This is a genomic window from Mesorhizobium sp. M00.F.Ca.ET.216.01.1.1, assembly GCF_004010325.2.
GTDB lineage: Bacteria > Pseudomonadota > Alphaproteobacteria > Rhizobiales > Rhizobiaceae > Mesorhizobium.
Map to the genome: position 1 here is coordinate 1 of NZ_SADR02000007.1, position 14,876 is coordinate 14,876.

Here is a 14,876-nt window from a genome sequence, read left to right on the forward strand (position 1 = left end):
TGAGCACCACATCGGGGGGATCGCCGTCCACGATCGCGGCAACGGCCAGTTCTGGATTGCCCGGAGCGCCGACCTTGCGGACGATGAGCAGGTCGAGAGGCGCCCCAAGGGCCTTGGCCACCTCCACAGCCACAGGGACGCCGCCGCGCGGCAGCGCCAGCACAACAGGCTGGTGCAGTTGAAGCTTGCCCAGTTCGATGCCGAGCTTCTCTCCTGCCTCTTCGCGATTGCGGAACATCGGTCAATCCGCCGGCCAGAGTTGACGAACTCGCATGCGATATATGGCGCTCGAGGAGCTTGAACACTGCATTGATCGCGGTGTTGAAATCGACTTCGTCATCGTGGCCGAAAACTGGCTTCAACGCTGAGAAAAGAATCGCGCTTCTTGCATTCAAACACAGGCGTCGCCGAAGGGTTCCGGCAAAAAAAGTGCTGGCCCCCTGGTGTTTGTGCGAAGACATCGCGAACAGTTCGGTGTTTTTTGCGCCGGGAGGTTCGGGATGCCGCTCGAGGACACGGGTGCAATGATATGCTGCACGAAGGAGGGCTGAGGCGATGGCGAAAAGAAGTGCTGGCATCTTGCCTTACCGCAAGTCGGCGGACGGGCTGGAGGTGTTGCTTGTCCATCCGGGCGGTCCGTTCTGGCAAAAGCGCGATCTCGGCGCCTGGTCGATTGCAAAGGGCGAGTATGGCGACGATGAACAGACCGAAGCCGCGGCACGTCGTGAGTTCGCCGAGGAAACGGGCTGGGAAATCGACGCAGTGTTGCAGCCGTTGGGAGAGCTGCGCCAGCGCGGCGGCAAGCTCATTACGGCGTTCGGTGCCGAAGCCGATTTCAACGCCAGCGCTCTGCGAAGCAATGTGTTTGAGATGGAATGGCCACCGCGCAGCGGTCGCATGCAGTCCTTTCCCGAGATCGATCGCGGCGAATGGTTCGGCCTGGATATGGCTCGGGAAAAGATGCTTGTCGGCCAGCGGCCTTTTCTCGACCGGCTTGTGGCGTCCGTCAGGCGCGAACCAGACTTGCATTGATGATAAGTTTTGGCTTATTATAAGGCATGTCTTATGATTATGCGGGCATGGCTGCTCTCGCCGATCCGACGCGCCGCACGGTGTTCGAACTGGTCGCCGCGCGGCCGCGGTCTGTCGCGGAGTTGACCCGCGCTCTTCCGGTGTCACAGCCGGCGATCTCGCAGCACCTCAAGGTGCTCAAAGAGGCGCAGCTGGTTCGCTCCGAACCGCGCGGCGCGAGCAACATCTATCATATCGATCCCAACGGACTTGGGCAGATGCGCGCCTGGCTTGACCACATGTGGGGCGATGCGCTGGAAGCCTTTCGCAAAGAGATCAATGACAGCAAGCAGAAGGAGAGAGACAAATGACAGCGACGATCAAGCTCGCGCCGGTACGCAAATCGATCACCGTCGATGCGCCGATCGAGCGCGCCTTCAAGGCCTTCACCGAGGACTTTGGCAGTTTCAAGCCCGCCGAGCACAACTTGCTCGCCGTCCAGGTCGCCGAGACGGTGTTCGAGCCTCGGGTTGGCGGCTACCTCTATGACCGTGGCATCGACGGCAGTGAGTGCCGCTGGGCACGCGTGCTGGCCTACGAGCCGCCCAACCGAGTGCTCCTGAGCTGGAACATCAACCCGCAATGGCAGATCGAGACCGATCTGGACAAGACCAGTGAGTGGGAAGTGCGGTTCACCGCCGAGACAGCGCATCGTACCCGCGTCGAGATCGAGCACCGAAACCTAGAACGCCATGGCGAAGGCTGGGAAAGCGTGCGCAATGGTGTTGCCGGTGATCAAGGTTGGCCGCTGTACCTGCAGCGGTTCGCCGACCTATTGGCCCGTCAGGCCTGACGGTTGCATCCGTAAGAACGCAAGAACAAGGCTGGATTCGGACAGTACGGCGCCATGGGCAATCGTGCTTCACATAGGGGCAACTGCCTGCCAAAGGATGAGTACGAAACTTGGCTCAAACAGCAAAGCCTATGTTCGCTCAACCTACGGGGCTCTATTCTTCAAGTGGGCTACGAAATTGCGTGAGAATGCGAAACTGGCGTCTCCAGTCGATTGGCCCGAAGCCATTCGCAAGACCTTCGATACAAAGCCCGACTGGGGCACGCTTCTCGCCGGCTACGCAAAGCAGGTAGCTGCTTAGTCAGTATCCGAGCAGCGTCACCGTCCGATCGAAAAGAGTCAGCGAAGCCGTTGCGCCATCGGCTTCGCCCTTCTCAAAATCCCCGTCGATCTGACCCATCTGGTTCGTCACATGCGCAAAGCATACGACACTGCGCCTGCGCGCGGCCGCAAAGGCGTAAAGCGCCGCCGCCTCCATCTCGACCGCCAGAATTCCCTCAGCGCGCATACTATCGATCGCGGCCTGCGTTTCGCGAAACGGCGCGTCTGTGGTCCAGGTCGCGCCGACAAGCACCGGCGAGCGCAAATCGGCAATGCTGCCGGCGAGCTTCTCGAGAACGCCTTCCGGCGCAGCGCTGAACCGCGATGGCGGCAGGTAGTGATAGCTGGTGCCTTCATCGCGGAGCGCGCGGTCAATCAGGATGAAGTAGGGCGGTGTTCGGACGGGCGTGATCTGCCCGGCGGAGGTGATGCTAACGAGCAGTTGGCAGCCACTGGCAAAAAGCTCCTCGGCAACCAGCACCGCGAACGACGATCCCACCGCGCAGCCAACGACGCCGAAGGCGCGTCCTGCGGGCTCGAACAGATATAGGTCCGTGTGATAGCACACCCAGCCTTCATGTAGCCGGACACTGCCAGCGGCTTTCAGGTGCTGGACGATATCGCCGTCCGGATCGAGCAGGCACACATCCGGCACCGGCTGCGCTGCCGCCTGCTTCTGGCGACGCGCCTCGCGTAACAGACTCTCCGGCGTGAAGGCCGACGGCGAGGCGTAATGCTTGCCGGTGAGGATCGGCGGCGTGTCTTTCTCGGACATCGAGCTCATTCCCTCACGCGAGCGTTCACGGGGCGGTCCCTCCAACTTCGGCGTTGACGAGCGGCGTGCCAGTTGGGCGGTCTTGCATCAGCACCGCCACGATCACGCCCGATACAAAGGTCAGACCGGCAATCGCTGCGATCGCCGAGGCCAGGCCGAAGAAATCGGCGATGACACCCGCCGAGAGCGCCCCGATAGCGTAGCCAAGATCGCGCCAGAACCGGTAGACGCTGAGCGAGCGAGCACGCCACGCGGGATGCGCGGTGTCTGACACGGCCGCGATCAGGCTCGGATAAACCATAGCGGTGCCGAGCCCGAGCAGGACGCTCGCTGCCAGCCACCAACCAAAGTCACGGGTGAAGGCCGTGAGAAGCAGGGCGCCGGCCTGCATCCACATGCCCGCCGCTATCAGGCCCTTGCGTCCCCAGCGATCACTTAAGGGGCCAGTGACGACCTGCAACAGCCCCCACACCCCAGGGTAGACGGCCTTCAGGATGCCAATGCGCTCGATGCCCAGGCCGTTGGCGGCGAAGAACAGCGGGAAAATGCCCCAGCTCATGCCGTCATTGAGATTATTGACCAGCCCAGCCTGCGAGGCGGCGAACAGGTTGCGGTCGCGGAATGTGGTGAGAGCGAACACCTCGCGGAAGGAAATCGGCGAGGCTTCTTTGCCATGCCCGGCCATCTCCGCCCGTACATGGTCCCGCGTGTCGCGCACCAGCACCAGCGAGAGGATGGTTCCAAGCAGGGCGTATGCTACGCCCAGATAAATCGGCACCGGGCGCAGACCGTATTGCCCGGCGAGGTAACCGGTGAGAAAGGCCGTGATGCCGACGGCGAAGTAGCCGGCGAACTCGTTGAGGCCGACCGCCATGCCCCGCCCTTTAGGGCCGACAAGATCGACCTTCATGATCACCGTCATCGACCAGGCAAACCCTTGGCTGATGCCAAGCAAGGCGTTTGCGGCGATGATCCAGCCCCAGCTCGGAGCCCAGATAATCATGAAGGGCACCGGCAGCCCAAACAGCCAGCCGAGAACGAGCACGCGCTTGCGGCCCCATGTATCGGCGAGTTGCCCAGAGATGAGATTGGCGAAGGCTTTCACCACGCCAAAGCTGACGATGAAGGAGACGACCAGCGTCGTCGAGGCGATCCCGAACTCTTCCGAGCCGATAAGCGGCACGACGGTGCGCTCGATGCCGACCATACCGCCGACGAAGGCGTTGATCAGCACCAGAAGCGAAAACTGCTGCCAGTTGGCTCTGAGCCCTTGGGCAACGCACGGCACAGCGCCGGCTTCCTTCACGGTGCGGTTCCGGCGTTGAGGGCGCGGGTGCGCGCCGCGTCCGGCGGCGGCGGAGGAATGTCGGCCACCATGGCAGCGACGAATTCGTCCTCATCCCCTATGCGAAATGCCTTGTTGAAGCGCTTCTCAAAGCCGATGGTCGAGGTTGGTTTGCCGCTGAGCGCGCGCCCGCACACCGATCCCGAGAAGGCGCCTGGCAATACCTCGACATGATCGGGCAGATCCTTGAGGCGCTGCGCGCTGGAGAACAATGAACGCGCGCCATCCTCGGCGCTCGAGGCGAGCTCGGTGCGGCCGAGATCGCCGACCATCAGCGTGTGGCCTGTCAACACGAACCACGGCTCTGAGGCACGCGTGCGGTCGGTCACCAGCAGAGCGATATGTTCGGGCGTGTGGCCGGGCGTATGCATGACCTGCGCGGTGACACTGCCAAGTTCAAGCACCTCGCCGTCCTTGACCCGGCGGAATGGAAAGTCGGCGGCGGCACTCTCATGCAGCACGTAGTCCGCGCCAGCGGCCTGCGCGAGGGCTCTACCAGCCGAGACATGATCAGCATGGATATGCGTATCGATGACATAGAGGATGCGCATGCCGGTTGCATTGGCTGCATCGAGATAGGGTTGAACGTCGCCGACCGGATCGACGACGGCCGCCGATGCCTTGCCGCCGCAGCCAAAGAGATAAGAGACTGCGACCGGATCGGTGTGAAGGAATTGTCTGAGAATCATTTGGCGTTCTCCGACGCACCAAGGGCAAGCGGTCGGCCGAGTAGGCGCGACAACTTGACAAGGCGAACCGCTGCTGTCATTCAATAATTACGTTGAATGATTTAGCGATTTCGCGAAGCCCATGTCAATCCGAAATCCGAAGCAGGCCCTCTATGCCCAGTTCGCCGGCGTGGCAAAGGCGCTCGGCCATCCGCAGCGCCTCGAATTGATCGAGCAACTCGCGCAAGGGCCGCGCAGCGTCGATGCGTTGGCGACGAAGGTCGGTCTGCCGATCGCCAACACCTCCCAACACTTGCAGCATTTGCGACGCGCCGGCCTCGTGACCGCCGAGCGCGCCGGCAAATTCGTGAATTATAGTTTGGCGGACGACACTGTTTTGACGCTGTTCGCCTCGATCAGAGTCGTGGCCGAGCGCCAGCTCGCGGAAGTCGAGCGCATTGTGCGCGGCTACTTTCAGGCGCGAGACGAGATGGAGGCGGTGACACGCGCGGAGCTGACCGAGCGAATCCGCGAAGGGCTGGTCACCGTGATTGATGTGCGGCCGCCGGATGAGTTTGCACTCGGGCATCTGCCCGGCGCCCTCAACGTACCACTCAGCGACCTCGAGGCCCGGCTGCCCGATCTGCGGCACGATCGTGAGATCGTCGCCTATTGCCGCGGCGCCTACTGCGTCATGTCATTCGAAGCCGTTGCAGTGTTGCGCGCACGGGGGTTCAAGGTGCGGCGGCTGGAAGACGGACTGCCGGAATGGCGGGCGGCAGGGCTCCAGGTCGAGACGGGTCCTTAAGTCGATCCGCTGGTCGGATGGCGATGCCCGGCAGCCGCTCGACTGCACCGCCTGAGGGTAGCCGTTCAGCGAGAGGGGTAGCCGGCGCCCGCAATGGGCGGGGATTGCCTGAGGTGGCGCCGGCCGGGCGGCGTTGGGGTCAGCCGCAAGGCGAAAATAGCAACCGCTCGCGAGACAAGTAATTCCGCGATCGCGGAAGGCCGGCCTTCTACATATCATTGTTTTCGATCATGCCAGCTTCGCCGTCGGGAGGGTGTGTGCCGGTACCTGCGACTTCCTCAGCCTCGCGCCAGTACCTTCGCTGTTCGTTATGTCGACGTAGTGCGCCGCATAGGCAGCGACATCTTTGCCTTGGTTGTCTCAGTCGCGACACGCAAATTTTTCAACACCGAGCGACAAAATCTCTGAAGCTTTCGTTGAGTTCCTTAAAGGACCGACTGAACGGCACTGAGGCACAGATTGCGCATCCTAAGGCTCGCTGCCTCGCGGTGGCGGGCCTTATCACTTCTGCCTAGGAACCTACCGCCGCGGCTGATCGTTGATCTCCCCCCACTAAAGGAGATCACAATGGCCGACGACCAGAACGAAGCCGCATCTGTTAGGCCAACGCAGCGCAAGGCTCAGGAGGCCCTTGAAAAGCAAGTGGCGCAGCTGAAGCGCGAGATCAACAAGATCAATCGGACCCTGGCCGAGCGCGCCGAAGATGCAGAAGAGGTGGCAGCAGGCTGGTATGAAAGCGCTGCCGATCGCGCCGGCCGGACTGCTCAGGCGCTCCGGACCGGGGCTCAGTCGGTTTCGGGTGCCGTCCAAGAAAATCCTGGGACGGTTTCAACGGCCTTCATGCTCGGCGCCGCGTTGGGTCTGTTATTGGGCCTCACTCTAAACGACGCAAGCGGGCCTAGTCGGGATCGCTGGTTCTATAAATAATCAGCGAGCGCCCCGCCCAAGCCCGCTGCCTCACGGTGGCGAGCCTTTTAACGGGCACAAGGGAACAAGAGACTGGCGATCCGGTTTCTCTGTTGCAGCGATTGTCCCCTCAAATCTGCTGCTACATCAGGTCCGGGCCGTGCCTAGCTCCCGCGGCCGGCAGGGGCGGAGGAAACTGGATATGCAAAACCAAATCAAAGATCCACCACCGAGGATCGACCCGAAAAAGACACCGGTCCGTCGTCGCGACAAGGAAGCATCGCCAGAGCCTGAACATGTCGACCCGCCACCGCGAGATGTGCGAGAGGCACCGGCACCAAATCCAAACGGCGATAAGAATTCCTAACCGCGGCACTCGCGGCGAAGCGGCCGCTGCCTCAGGGTGGCGGGGGCAGGGCCTGCCGATAGTCGCAGGAAACGCCAGAGAATCAACGGCGGCCCTAGCTGATCACCTCCCGACGGATTCACCGCAATCAGGGGCAGTAAGCGTACCTATTGCGTACGTTGAGCGCTTGCTCAGTTCGATGGCGGTTTCGCTAAGTCTTTGAAAAGATTGGCTCCCCGGGCCGGATTCGAACCAGCGACCAACCGGTTAACAGCCGGTTGCTCTACCACTGAGCTACCGGGGAACAGAGGCTCTCATGTGAGTGGCGCAGCCTATAGCAAACCCGTTTCGGCTTTGCAAAGAAGCATTTCGTATTTTTTCGACGCTTTTTCATGCGGCGATTTCTGGCAATCGCCGGCGGACACCCTCATATGAGCTGTCCCGCCACGGCCGTGGAACCGAAAAAAGCGGTTGCGGCTTGTACCGGCAGATGGCTTTACTCACAGGAACCGGATCAAGCTTCGAGATGACTGCAGCAGGCGACAACGACGCACCGGCGCGGAAAATCACGGTCTTCGGCCGCGACTTCACCATGCCGCGTTCGCGCGGCCTCAGGGTCGCGATCGGCATCGCGCTGATCCTCGGCGGCATCCTCGGCTTCCTGCCTATCCTGGGCTTCTGGATGGTTCCGATCGGGCTGCTGGTGCTTTCCTACGAATTCGCCCTGGTACGCCGCCACCGGCGCCGGCTTGTCGTGTGGTGGCAGCGGCGGCGCAGGCCGAACGGTTCGGATTGACGCGCAAGGCCTGGAAAGCCGCCATGGCGCTTGCGGGCCCCCAGGTTCGATATCCCTTGGGCTTTCTTCCAGGCCCTGGCAAATCTCCTTGAACTGGCGGCGGCCGAAGCCAGACGGTCGCGCGGCGAAAGGCGGCTTACACCCCCTCGATGTGGAGGCGGGCGCGCAAGCTCTTTGCAGCTCAGCCGTGACAATCGGTGCGAAAAGGTCTGCCGTTGCCCGGCGCGTGGCGACCCCTCGTCGTTATCCAGCGGTATTCCATGCTTAACAATTGGCTAACATAATGAGTGCCATACTGAGCATGCGTCTCAACGATTCGACACGCGGCACCCCGGTTGGAGGAAACAGTCCGGAATGCACCATGGCCGCTTGACGGCATTTTCGCCGCAACCTATTGGAACCGGGTGGAACGCCGGGAGCAATGAGGCCTCGTGGCGGAGTGGTTACGCAGAGGACTGCAAATCCTTGCACCCCGGTTCGATTCCGGGCGAGGCCTCCAGTTGCCCGGGCTCTCGCGCATTGGCGCAGAGCCTTGGTTCCGGTCGTAATGAACGCCGTCCTGGCGCGGGAAGCGGATTGGTTGGGACATGAACGCTGATTTCTCCGAACGCCGCGTGAAGATGGTCGATGGCCAGATCCGCACCACCGACGTGACCAGCGCGCCGCTGCTGGAGGCCATGCTGTCGGTGCCGCGTGAGGCCTTTGTCGCAGCAAATCAGCGCGACCTGGCTTATATCGACGAAGATATCCGCATTTCCGGCACCTCCAATGGCAGCGGGGCGCGCTTCCTGATGCAGCCTTCACCGCTCGCCAAGCTGCTGCAGCTGGCCGGGATCGGCGCAAGCGATTCGGTGCTCGATGTCGGTTGTTGCACCGGCTATTCCTCGGCCCTGTCGTCGCGGCTGGCACGGTCCGTGGTGGCGTTGGAGAGCGATCCGGCACTGGTGGAAACCGCCAGGTCGACGCTTTCGATGCTGGGCTGCGACAATGTAACCGTGGTCACCGGGCCGTTGCCGCAAGGTCATGCCGCCAAGGCGCCTTACGACGTGATCTTCGTCGGCGGCAGCGTCGGGGAGGTGCCTGCATCGCTGCTCGACCAGCTCGGCGAGGGCGGTCGACTCGTGGCCGTCGAGGGCCAGGGGAATTCGGGTGTGGCTCGACTGTTTTTTAAGACTGGGGGGGTTGTAACGGGAAGACGGGCATTTAATGCGGCAATAAAGCCACTACCCGGATTTGAACGTATTAGCGCGTTCGAGTTCTGAGTGATTTTGCCTTGCAGCCAAGACGTTGTCATGTTCGCTTGCGTTTGAACAATCGTTGCTGATCCGCACAACCGGGGAGTTCTGGGGGCTGACAGCAAGGAATTCGAAACGCGACGCCGGCTGCTCGAACAAGAGAGGCCGGCGTGGCGCAGTTGCCGTGGATAACGAATGAGGGATATATCGTGCCGTCTCTACGCAAACGTCTTCTTGTCGCCGTCCTCGTTTCCGCGACCGCGCTTTTTCCGCTGGCGGCGTCCGCGGAAACCATCACGGGCGCGCTTGCAAAGGCCTACCAGAACAATTCTGCGCTGAATTCGGCCCGCGCCGGCACTCGCGTCACCGACGAGGGCGTAGCCATCGCCAAGTCGGGCTGGCGCCCGACCATCACCGGTTCGGGGAGCATCGATTATTCCAGCAGCCATTCGAACAGGCTGAACCGGACCATCCGCTTGACCACAGGCAACTTCGGCGTCGAGATCAATCAGACCCTGTTCGACGGTTTTCAGACGAGGAACAATGTCGCGGCTGCCGAAGCGCAGGTCAGCGCCTCGGTCGAGAGCCTGCGCAACACCGAGGAGAACACGCTGTTCAATGCGGCAAGCGCGTATATGGACGTGATTCGCGACCGGCAGGTGGCTGTGCTGACCGAGCAGAACCTGCAGTTCCTGACCGAACAGGCGCGTGCGGCGCGTTCGCGCTTCGAGGTTGGCGAAGGCACGCGCACCGACGTTGCGCAAGCGGATGCCTCGCGCGCCTCCGCGGTGGCGCAGTTGAGTGCCGCGCGCGCGCAGGCGCTGGCAAGTGCGGCGACCTACCACCAGATCGTCGGCGACGAGCCGGGCAAGCTCAGGCCGGCGGCGCCCTTGGCGAAACTGCTGCCGTCGAGCCTCGATGTGGCAATAGCGATCGCGTCGGCCGAGCATCCGGCTATCCTCGCCACCCAGCACCTGGTCGATGCAGCGTCGTTTTCGGTGAAGTCGGCCGAAGGTGCGCTACTGCCGCAGCTTTCCGCTTCCGCCGGCGTCTCGAGCTCCTATCGCAAGACCGTGCCATTCGGCTCGACGCAGGATGGCACGACCAATTCAGCCAATATCGGCGCGACGCTGACCGTGCCGATCTATTCGGGCGGCCGCACTTCGGCACTGGTTCGCCAATCAAAGGAATCGCTTGGCCAGGCCAGGATCGAGGTCGACGTCCAGCGCGATACCGTGCGCCAGGCCGTGACTTCGGCATGGACGCAATATACCGCCGCTCAGCAAAGCGTTGCGGCCAACAGGCAGGTGGTCGCCGCCGCACAACTGGCCTTGAACGGCGTCATTGAGGAACGCAACGTCGGCCAGCGCACCACGCTCGACGTTCTCAACGCGCAGGCCACCGTCATCACCGCCAAGATCAACCTTGCCAGCGCCGAACGCGACGTGGTGGTGGCGAGCTATGCCATTCTCTCGGCGGTCGGCCGTCTGTCGGTCGACCGCCTCGCCCTGAATGTGACGAAGTACAGGCCTGAAGAGCACTACAACGCGGTCAAGGACAAGTGGATTGGCCTGCGCACGCCGGATGGCCGCTGATCGCGCCAGCAGTTCAAATACGTCTAAAGCGCGTCGCATTCAGAGCCATTAATGCGACGCGCTTCAAGCCTCTTTTTGTGCATGTCGTTGTCCCAAAACCGCTACGCACTTTTTGGGCGACATGCATTAGGATTCAATGTGTTGGAGCGCCGCGTCGTGAAGATGCGGGCGCTCTAATCTGTTGAAATCCAGCATGTCCCCAGATTGGGGATTCTCGGATGACGATCCGTCGGTTACGCTGTCGCCATGATTCGAATCCGGCCTTGCCGGACAGGAAATCTGCAACTGGTCACAAGGGCGGCGGATGTGACGATGGCGACGGCAAGCAGCGCGCAGCGCGAACCCTCCATGGAAGAGATACTGGCTTCCATCAGGAGGATCATCGAGGACAGCGATACCGGCCGCAAGCAGCCGGGTGACGCAGACGATTTGCGCCAGGATCTCCAGCCGGCGCCGGCCGCCGGGCCGGATGTGGATGCATTCCGCGCCGAGCTGCAAGCCGGAGCTGATGCCAGGAGGCCAGTCCAATTGGCGGAGGTGCAGGCGCAAGTGGCTGAGCCGGCAGCCGCACGCGCGGAGGCGCCGGTGCGTTCAGATACCGCTGCTGCAACTCCGGTGAAAGCGCCGGTGACGCTTGCGGAAGTGAGTGCCACGATCGCCGCCGAGCCGGCTTGGGCTGCAAGAGCAGATGCGCCCGCACGTATCCCGGAGACAAGCGATACCGTCGTTGCCGACGGGCGGCGCGAGATCGCCGCCGTGGGCGACCTCGCAAGGACTGCGAACGTGGCAAAACCGGACAGGGCCGAGATGCGGCCGCCGAGCGCACCGGAGGTCGAGATTGCCGAGGACGAGTTGACGGACGATTCCGCGTTCGAGCCGACGCCTTCGCGCAGCGGATTGGCCCGTCAACCTGCCGCCGATGCGCCGTCCGCCCGTCCGGCGATCCTTTCCGAATACGCAGGCCGGCAGGTTGCCGCAGCCTTCGGCGAGCTTTCCGATGCCTTCGCCAGCCGTAGCAAGAAGACCTTCGACGAGATGGCCGAGGAGATGCTGCGGCCGATGCTGCAGGACTGGCTCGACAACAATCTGCCGACGCTGGTCGAACGGCTGGTGCGCGAGGAAATAGAGCGCGTAGCGCGCGGCGCGCAATAGCGGTTCCGGCATCGATCGCAGAAAACGCCGTCTTCGGGCGGCGTTTTCGTTGAAGCGCCGGCTCAGCCGCTCTCAGCCGATGAGCAAAGGCGAGGAGCTTGATGGTCGGCAGGACGGCTGCGATTGAGCATCGCTTCAGTGTTGCTTTGAGCTGTCGAGCCGCTACCTATTAGCCGATGACGTCCGCCGCTCGCCTGCGGTTGACTTGCCAACAACCTTCGGATTTACACCGGGACCACAAATCCCGGACAGCGCGGACCGTTTCCCTATGCTCGAAAAAACCTACGACGCCAAGACCGTCGAGCCGAAGATCGCCAAAATCTGGGAGGAAGCGGACGCGTTCCGCGCCGGCGCCGGCGCCGAGGAAGGGGCGGAGGCGTTCACCATCGTCATCCCGCCGCCGAACGTCACCGGCTCGCTGCATATGGGCCACGCGCTCAACAACACGCTGCAGGACATTCTGGTGCGATTCGAGCGCATGCGCGGCAAGAACGTGCTGTGGCAGCCGGGCATGGACCACGCCGGCATCGCCACGCAGATGGTGGTCGAGCGCCAGCTCATGGAGAAGCAGATCCACCGCCGCGACCTGACGCGCGAACAATTCATCGAGAAAGTGTGGGAGTGGAAGGCCGAGTCCGGTGGCGCGATCCTCAACCAGTTGAAGCGGCTCGGCGCTTCGGCCGACTGGAGCAGAGAACGCTTCACCATGGACGAGGGCCTGTCCAAGGCCGTGCTCGAAGTGTTCGTCACACTCTACAAGGAAGGGTTGATCTACAAGGACAAGCGCCTCGTGAACTGGGACCCGAAGCTGCTTACCGCCATCTCCGACCTGGAGGTCGAGCAGCTGGAGGTCAACGGCAATCTCTGGCACTTCCGCTATCCGGTCGAGGGCGCAAAGTTCGATCCGGAAAACCCGAAGACCTTCGTCACCGTGGCGACGACGCGCCCCGAGACGATGCTGGGCGACACGGCGGTCGCGGTGCATCCCGACGACGAGCGTTTCCGGCATCTGGTCGGCAAGAACGTCGTGCTGCCGATCGTCGGCCGGAAGATTCCGGTCGTGGCGGACGAATATTCCGATCCGGAAAAAGGTTCGGGTGCGGTCAAGATCACGCCGGCGCATGACTTCAACGACTTCGAGGTCGGCAAGCGCCACAGGCTGCCGGCGATCAACATCCTCACCGTCGAAGCGGCGGTGGACCTCAAGGATAATGAGGAGTTCCTCGCCGGCCTGGAGGTGACGCCGGAACGGCAGGCGATCTGGGACGAGCTCAACGGGCTCGACCGCTTCGTCGCGCGTAAGAGGATCGTCGAACTAATGGAAGCGGGCGGCTTCCTCGAAAAGGTGGAGCCGCATCGCCACACCGTGCCGCATGGCGACCGCGGCGGCGTGCCGATCGAGCCGTTCCTGACTGACCAGTGGTACGTCGATGCGGCCGAACTCGCCAGGCCGGCGATCGCGTCCGTGCGCGAAGGCCGCACCAAGATCATACCCGGTAGCTGGGAGAAGACTTACTTCCAGTGGATGGAAAACATTGAACCCTGGTGCATCTCGCGCCAACTCTGGTGGGGCCACCAGATTCCCGCCTGGTATGGGCCGGACGGGCACGTCTTCGTCGAGAAGACGGAGGAGGAGGCTCTTAGTGCCGCGGTGGAGTATTACCTGGCGCTCGAAGGCCCGTGGAAGGCCTGGGTCGAGGACAAGCTGGAGAATTTCAAGCCGGGCGAGATCCTGACCCGCGACGAGGACGTGCTCGACACCTGGTTCTCGTCGGCGCTGTGGCCGTTCTCGACGCTTGGCTGGCCGGACGAGACGCCGGAGCTGAAGACCTACTACCAGACCGACGTGCTGGTGACCGGCTTCGACCTGATCTTCTTCTGGGTGGCCCGCATGATGATGATGGGCCTGCATTTCATGGATGAGGAGCCGTTCCATACCGTCTATATGCACGCGCTGGTGCGCGACAAGAACGGGCAGAAGATGTCGAAGTCGAAAGGCAATGTCATCGATCCGCTCGAGCTCATCGACGAGTACGGCGCCGACGCGCTGCGCTTCACGCTGGCGGTGATGGCAGCGCAAGGGCGCGACGTGAAGCTCGACCCGGCGCGCATCGCCGGCTACCGCAATTTCGGCACCAAGCTGTGGAACGCGACACGCTTTGCCGAGATGAACGAAGTCGCCAGAAACGACGATTTCTGGCTGGGCGACGCCAAGCTTGCCGTCAACCGCTGGATCCTGACCGAACTGACGCGGGCCGCGCGCGACATAACGGACGGCATCACCTCGTACCGCTTCAACGAGGCGGCGACTGCGGCCTACCGCTTCGTCTGGAACCTGTTCTGCGACTGGTACCTGGAGCTGTTGAAACCGGTATTCATGGGCACGGATGAGGCGGCCAAGGCCGAGAGCCGGGCCTGCGTCGCCTTCGTGCTCGACGAAATCTACAAGCTGCTGCATCCGATGATGCCGTTCATGACCGAGGAACTGTGGGCGCAGACCGCGGGCGAAGGCAAGGAGCGCGCCTCGCTGCTTTGCCACGCCGCCTGGCCGTCGCCGGACTTCGAGGATGCGGAAGCGGCCGCCGACATCAACTGGCTGGTCGATCTCGTCTCCGGCATCCGTTCGGTGCGCTCGGAAATGAACGTGCCGCCGGCGGCGATCGCGCCTCTGGTGGTGATCGGCGCAAATGCGGCGACGCGCGAAAGGCTCGAACGCCAGAACTCGGCGATCAAGCGGCTGGCGCGGGTCGGCGATATCTCGCTGGCCGAGGCGGCACCCAAGGGCTCCGCCCAGATCGTGCTCAACGAGGCGACCGTCTGCCTGCCGCTCGGCAATCTGATCGATCTAACCGCGGAGGCGACCCGGCTGCAGAAGGAACTGGCCAAGGTGACCGAGGAGATCGCCCGCCTGCACAAGAAGCTGTCGAACGAGAAATTCGTCGCCAACGCGCCGGAAGAAGTGGTGGAGACCGAGCGCGAAAAACTCACCGAATATCGCGATGCGCAGGAGAAGCTTTCGGTGGCGCTGACACGAGTGCGCGACGCCGGTTGAGCCGCCGGATGCG

At 62.6% G+C, this 14,876-nt stretch carries 14 protein-coding genes and 2 tRNA genes; 11 read left to right on the plus strand and 5 right to left on the minus strand.

All coding sequences use genetic code 11. From position 1 onward, the window contains the following. Positions 1–238: phosphoribosyltransferase family protein (locus EN859_RS11115; protein WP_281015604.1), on the minus strand; the 238-nt coding region annotated here is incomplete at its 3' end. Between the two features lie 317 nt (positions 239–555). Here EN859_RS11115 and EN859_RS11120 point away from each other — a divergent pair. Genes EN859_RS11120 through EN859_RS11130 form a run of 3 tightly spaced genes read left to right on the plus strand, consistent with a single transcriptional unit; the run spans position 556 to position 1,864 of the window. Beyond that, on the plus strand, positions 556–1,032 hold the full coding sequence (locus EN859_RS11120) for an NUDIX domain-containing protein (protein WP_127856132.1): 477 nt from the start codon (positions 556–558) through the stop codon (positions 1,030–1,032). Positions 1,033–1,058: 26 nt separating this feature from the next. Next, positions 1,059–1,382 (plus strand): metalloregulator ArsR/SmtB family transcription factor, encoded by a 324-nt coding sequence (locus EN859_RS11125; protein ID WP_127856131.1) that lies wholly within the window; start codon positions 1,059–1,061, stop codon positions 1,380–1,382. Then, on the plus strand, positions 1,379–1,864 hold the full coding sequence (locus tag EN859_RS11130; protein ID WP_127856130.1) for an SRPBCC family protein: 486 nt from the start codon (positions 1,379–1,381) through the stop codon (positions 1,862–1,864). Before EN859_RS11125 ends, EN859_RS11130 begins: the two co-directional genes overlap by 4 nt. A gap of 301 nt (positions 1,865–2,165) precedes the next feature. On the opposite strand, the gene EN859_RS11135 is transcribed toward EN859_RS11130, so the two are convergent. The 3 genes from EN859_RS11135 to EN859_RS11145 are packed head-to-tail and all read right to left on the minus strand — an operon-like array spanning position 2,166 to position 4,994. Beyond that, positions 2,166–2,969 (minus strand): nucleoside phosphorylase, encoded by an 804-nt coding sequence (locus EN859_RS11135; RefSeq protein ID WP_127856129.1) that lies wholly within the window; start codon positions 2,967–2,969, stop codon positions 2,166–2,168. Between the two features lie 16 nt (positions 2,970–2,985). Next, on the minus strand, positions 2,986–4,266 hold the full coding sequence (locus EN859_RS11140; RefSeq protein WP_127856128.1) for an MFS transporter: 1,281 nt from the start codon (positions 4,264–4,266) through the stop codon (positions 2,986–2,988). Then, the gene (locus EN859_RS11145) at positions 4,263–4,994 is read right to left on the minus strand and encodes an MBL fold metallo-hydrolase (protein ID WP_127856127.1); all 732 of its coding nucleotides are present in this window, start codon (positions 4,992–4,994) and stop codon (positions 4,263–4,265) included. The genes EN859_RS11140 and EN859_RS11145 overlap by 4 nt, the downstream gene beginning before the upstream one ends. A gap of 121 nt (positions 4,995–5,115) precedes the next feature. Here EN859_RS11145 and EN859_RS11150 point away from each other — a divergent pair, with 121 nt between their 5' ends. Both EN859_RS11150 and EN859_RS11155 read left to right on the plus strand, forming a co-directional pair. Continuing rightward, positions 5,116–5,781: a metalloregulator ArsR/SmtB family transcription factor gene (locus EN859_RS11150; protein ID WP_127856126.1), complete on the plus strand. Its 666-nt coding sequence runs from the start codon at positions 5,116–5,118 to the stop codon at positions 5,779–5,781. Between the two features lie 567 nt (positions 5,782–6,348). Continuing rightward, complete coding sequence (locus tag EN859_RS11155; RefSeq protein ID WP_127856125.1) at positions 6,349–6,708, plus strand: hypothetical protein; 360 nt, start codon at positions 6,349–6,351, stop codon at positions 6,706–6,708. A 554-nt stretch (positions 6,709–7,262) separates the two neighbouring features. Here EN859_RS11155 and EN859_RS11160 read toward each other — a convergent pair. Beyond that, a tRNA-Asn gene (locus EN859_RS11160) sits at positions 7,263–7,337 on the minus strand. 222 nt (positions 7,338–7,559) lie between these two features. Here EN859_RS11160 and EN859_RS11165 point away from each other — a divergent pair. The 6 genes from EN859_RS11165 (at position 7,560) to EN859_RS11190 (ending at position 14,863) form a co-directional block, all read left to right on the plus strand. Beyond that, positions 7,560–7,829 (plus strand): hypothetical protein, encoded by a 270-nt coding sequence (locus EN859_RS11165; protein ID WP_127856124.1) that lies wholly within the window; start codon positions 7,560–7,562, stop codon positions 7,827–7,829. A gap of 425 nt (positions 7,830–8,254) precedes the next feature. Further along, positions 8,255–8,328, plus strand: a tRNA-Cys gene (locus EN859_RS11170). Between the two features lie 88 nt (positions 8,329–8,416). Continuing rightward, entirely contained in the window at positions 8,417–9,091 is a 675-nt protein-coding gene (locus EN859_RS11175) for a protein-L-isoaspartate O-methyltransferase (protein ID WP_127856123.1), read from the plus strand. A 182-nt stretch (positions 9,092–9,273) separates the two neighbouring features. Next, positions 9,274–10,659: a TolC family outer membrane protein gene (locus tag EN859_RS11180; protein WP_127856122.1), complete on the plus strand. Its 1,386-nt coding sequence runs from the start codon at positions 9,274–9,276 to the stop codon at positions 10,657–10,659. Between the two features lie 312 nt (positions 10,660–10,971). Beyond that, a complete protein-coding gene (locus EN859_RS11185) occupies positions 10,972–11,811 on the plus strand; it encodes a PopZ family protein (protein WP_127856121.1) in 840 nt (279 codons plus the stop codon). A gap of 268 nt (positions 11,812–12,079) precedes the next feature. Further along, positions 12,080–14,863, plus strand: a complete 2,784-nt coding sequence (locus EN859_RS11190) for a valine--tRNA ligase (protein WP_127856120.1) — start codon at positions 12,080–12,082, stop codon at positions 14,861–14,863. Positions 14,864–14,876 lie beyond the last annotated feature (13 nt).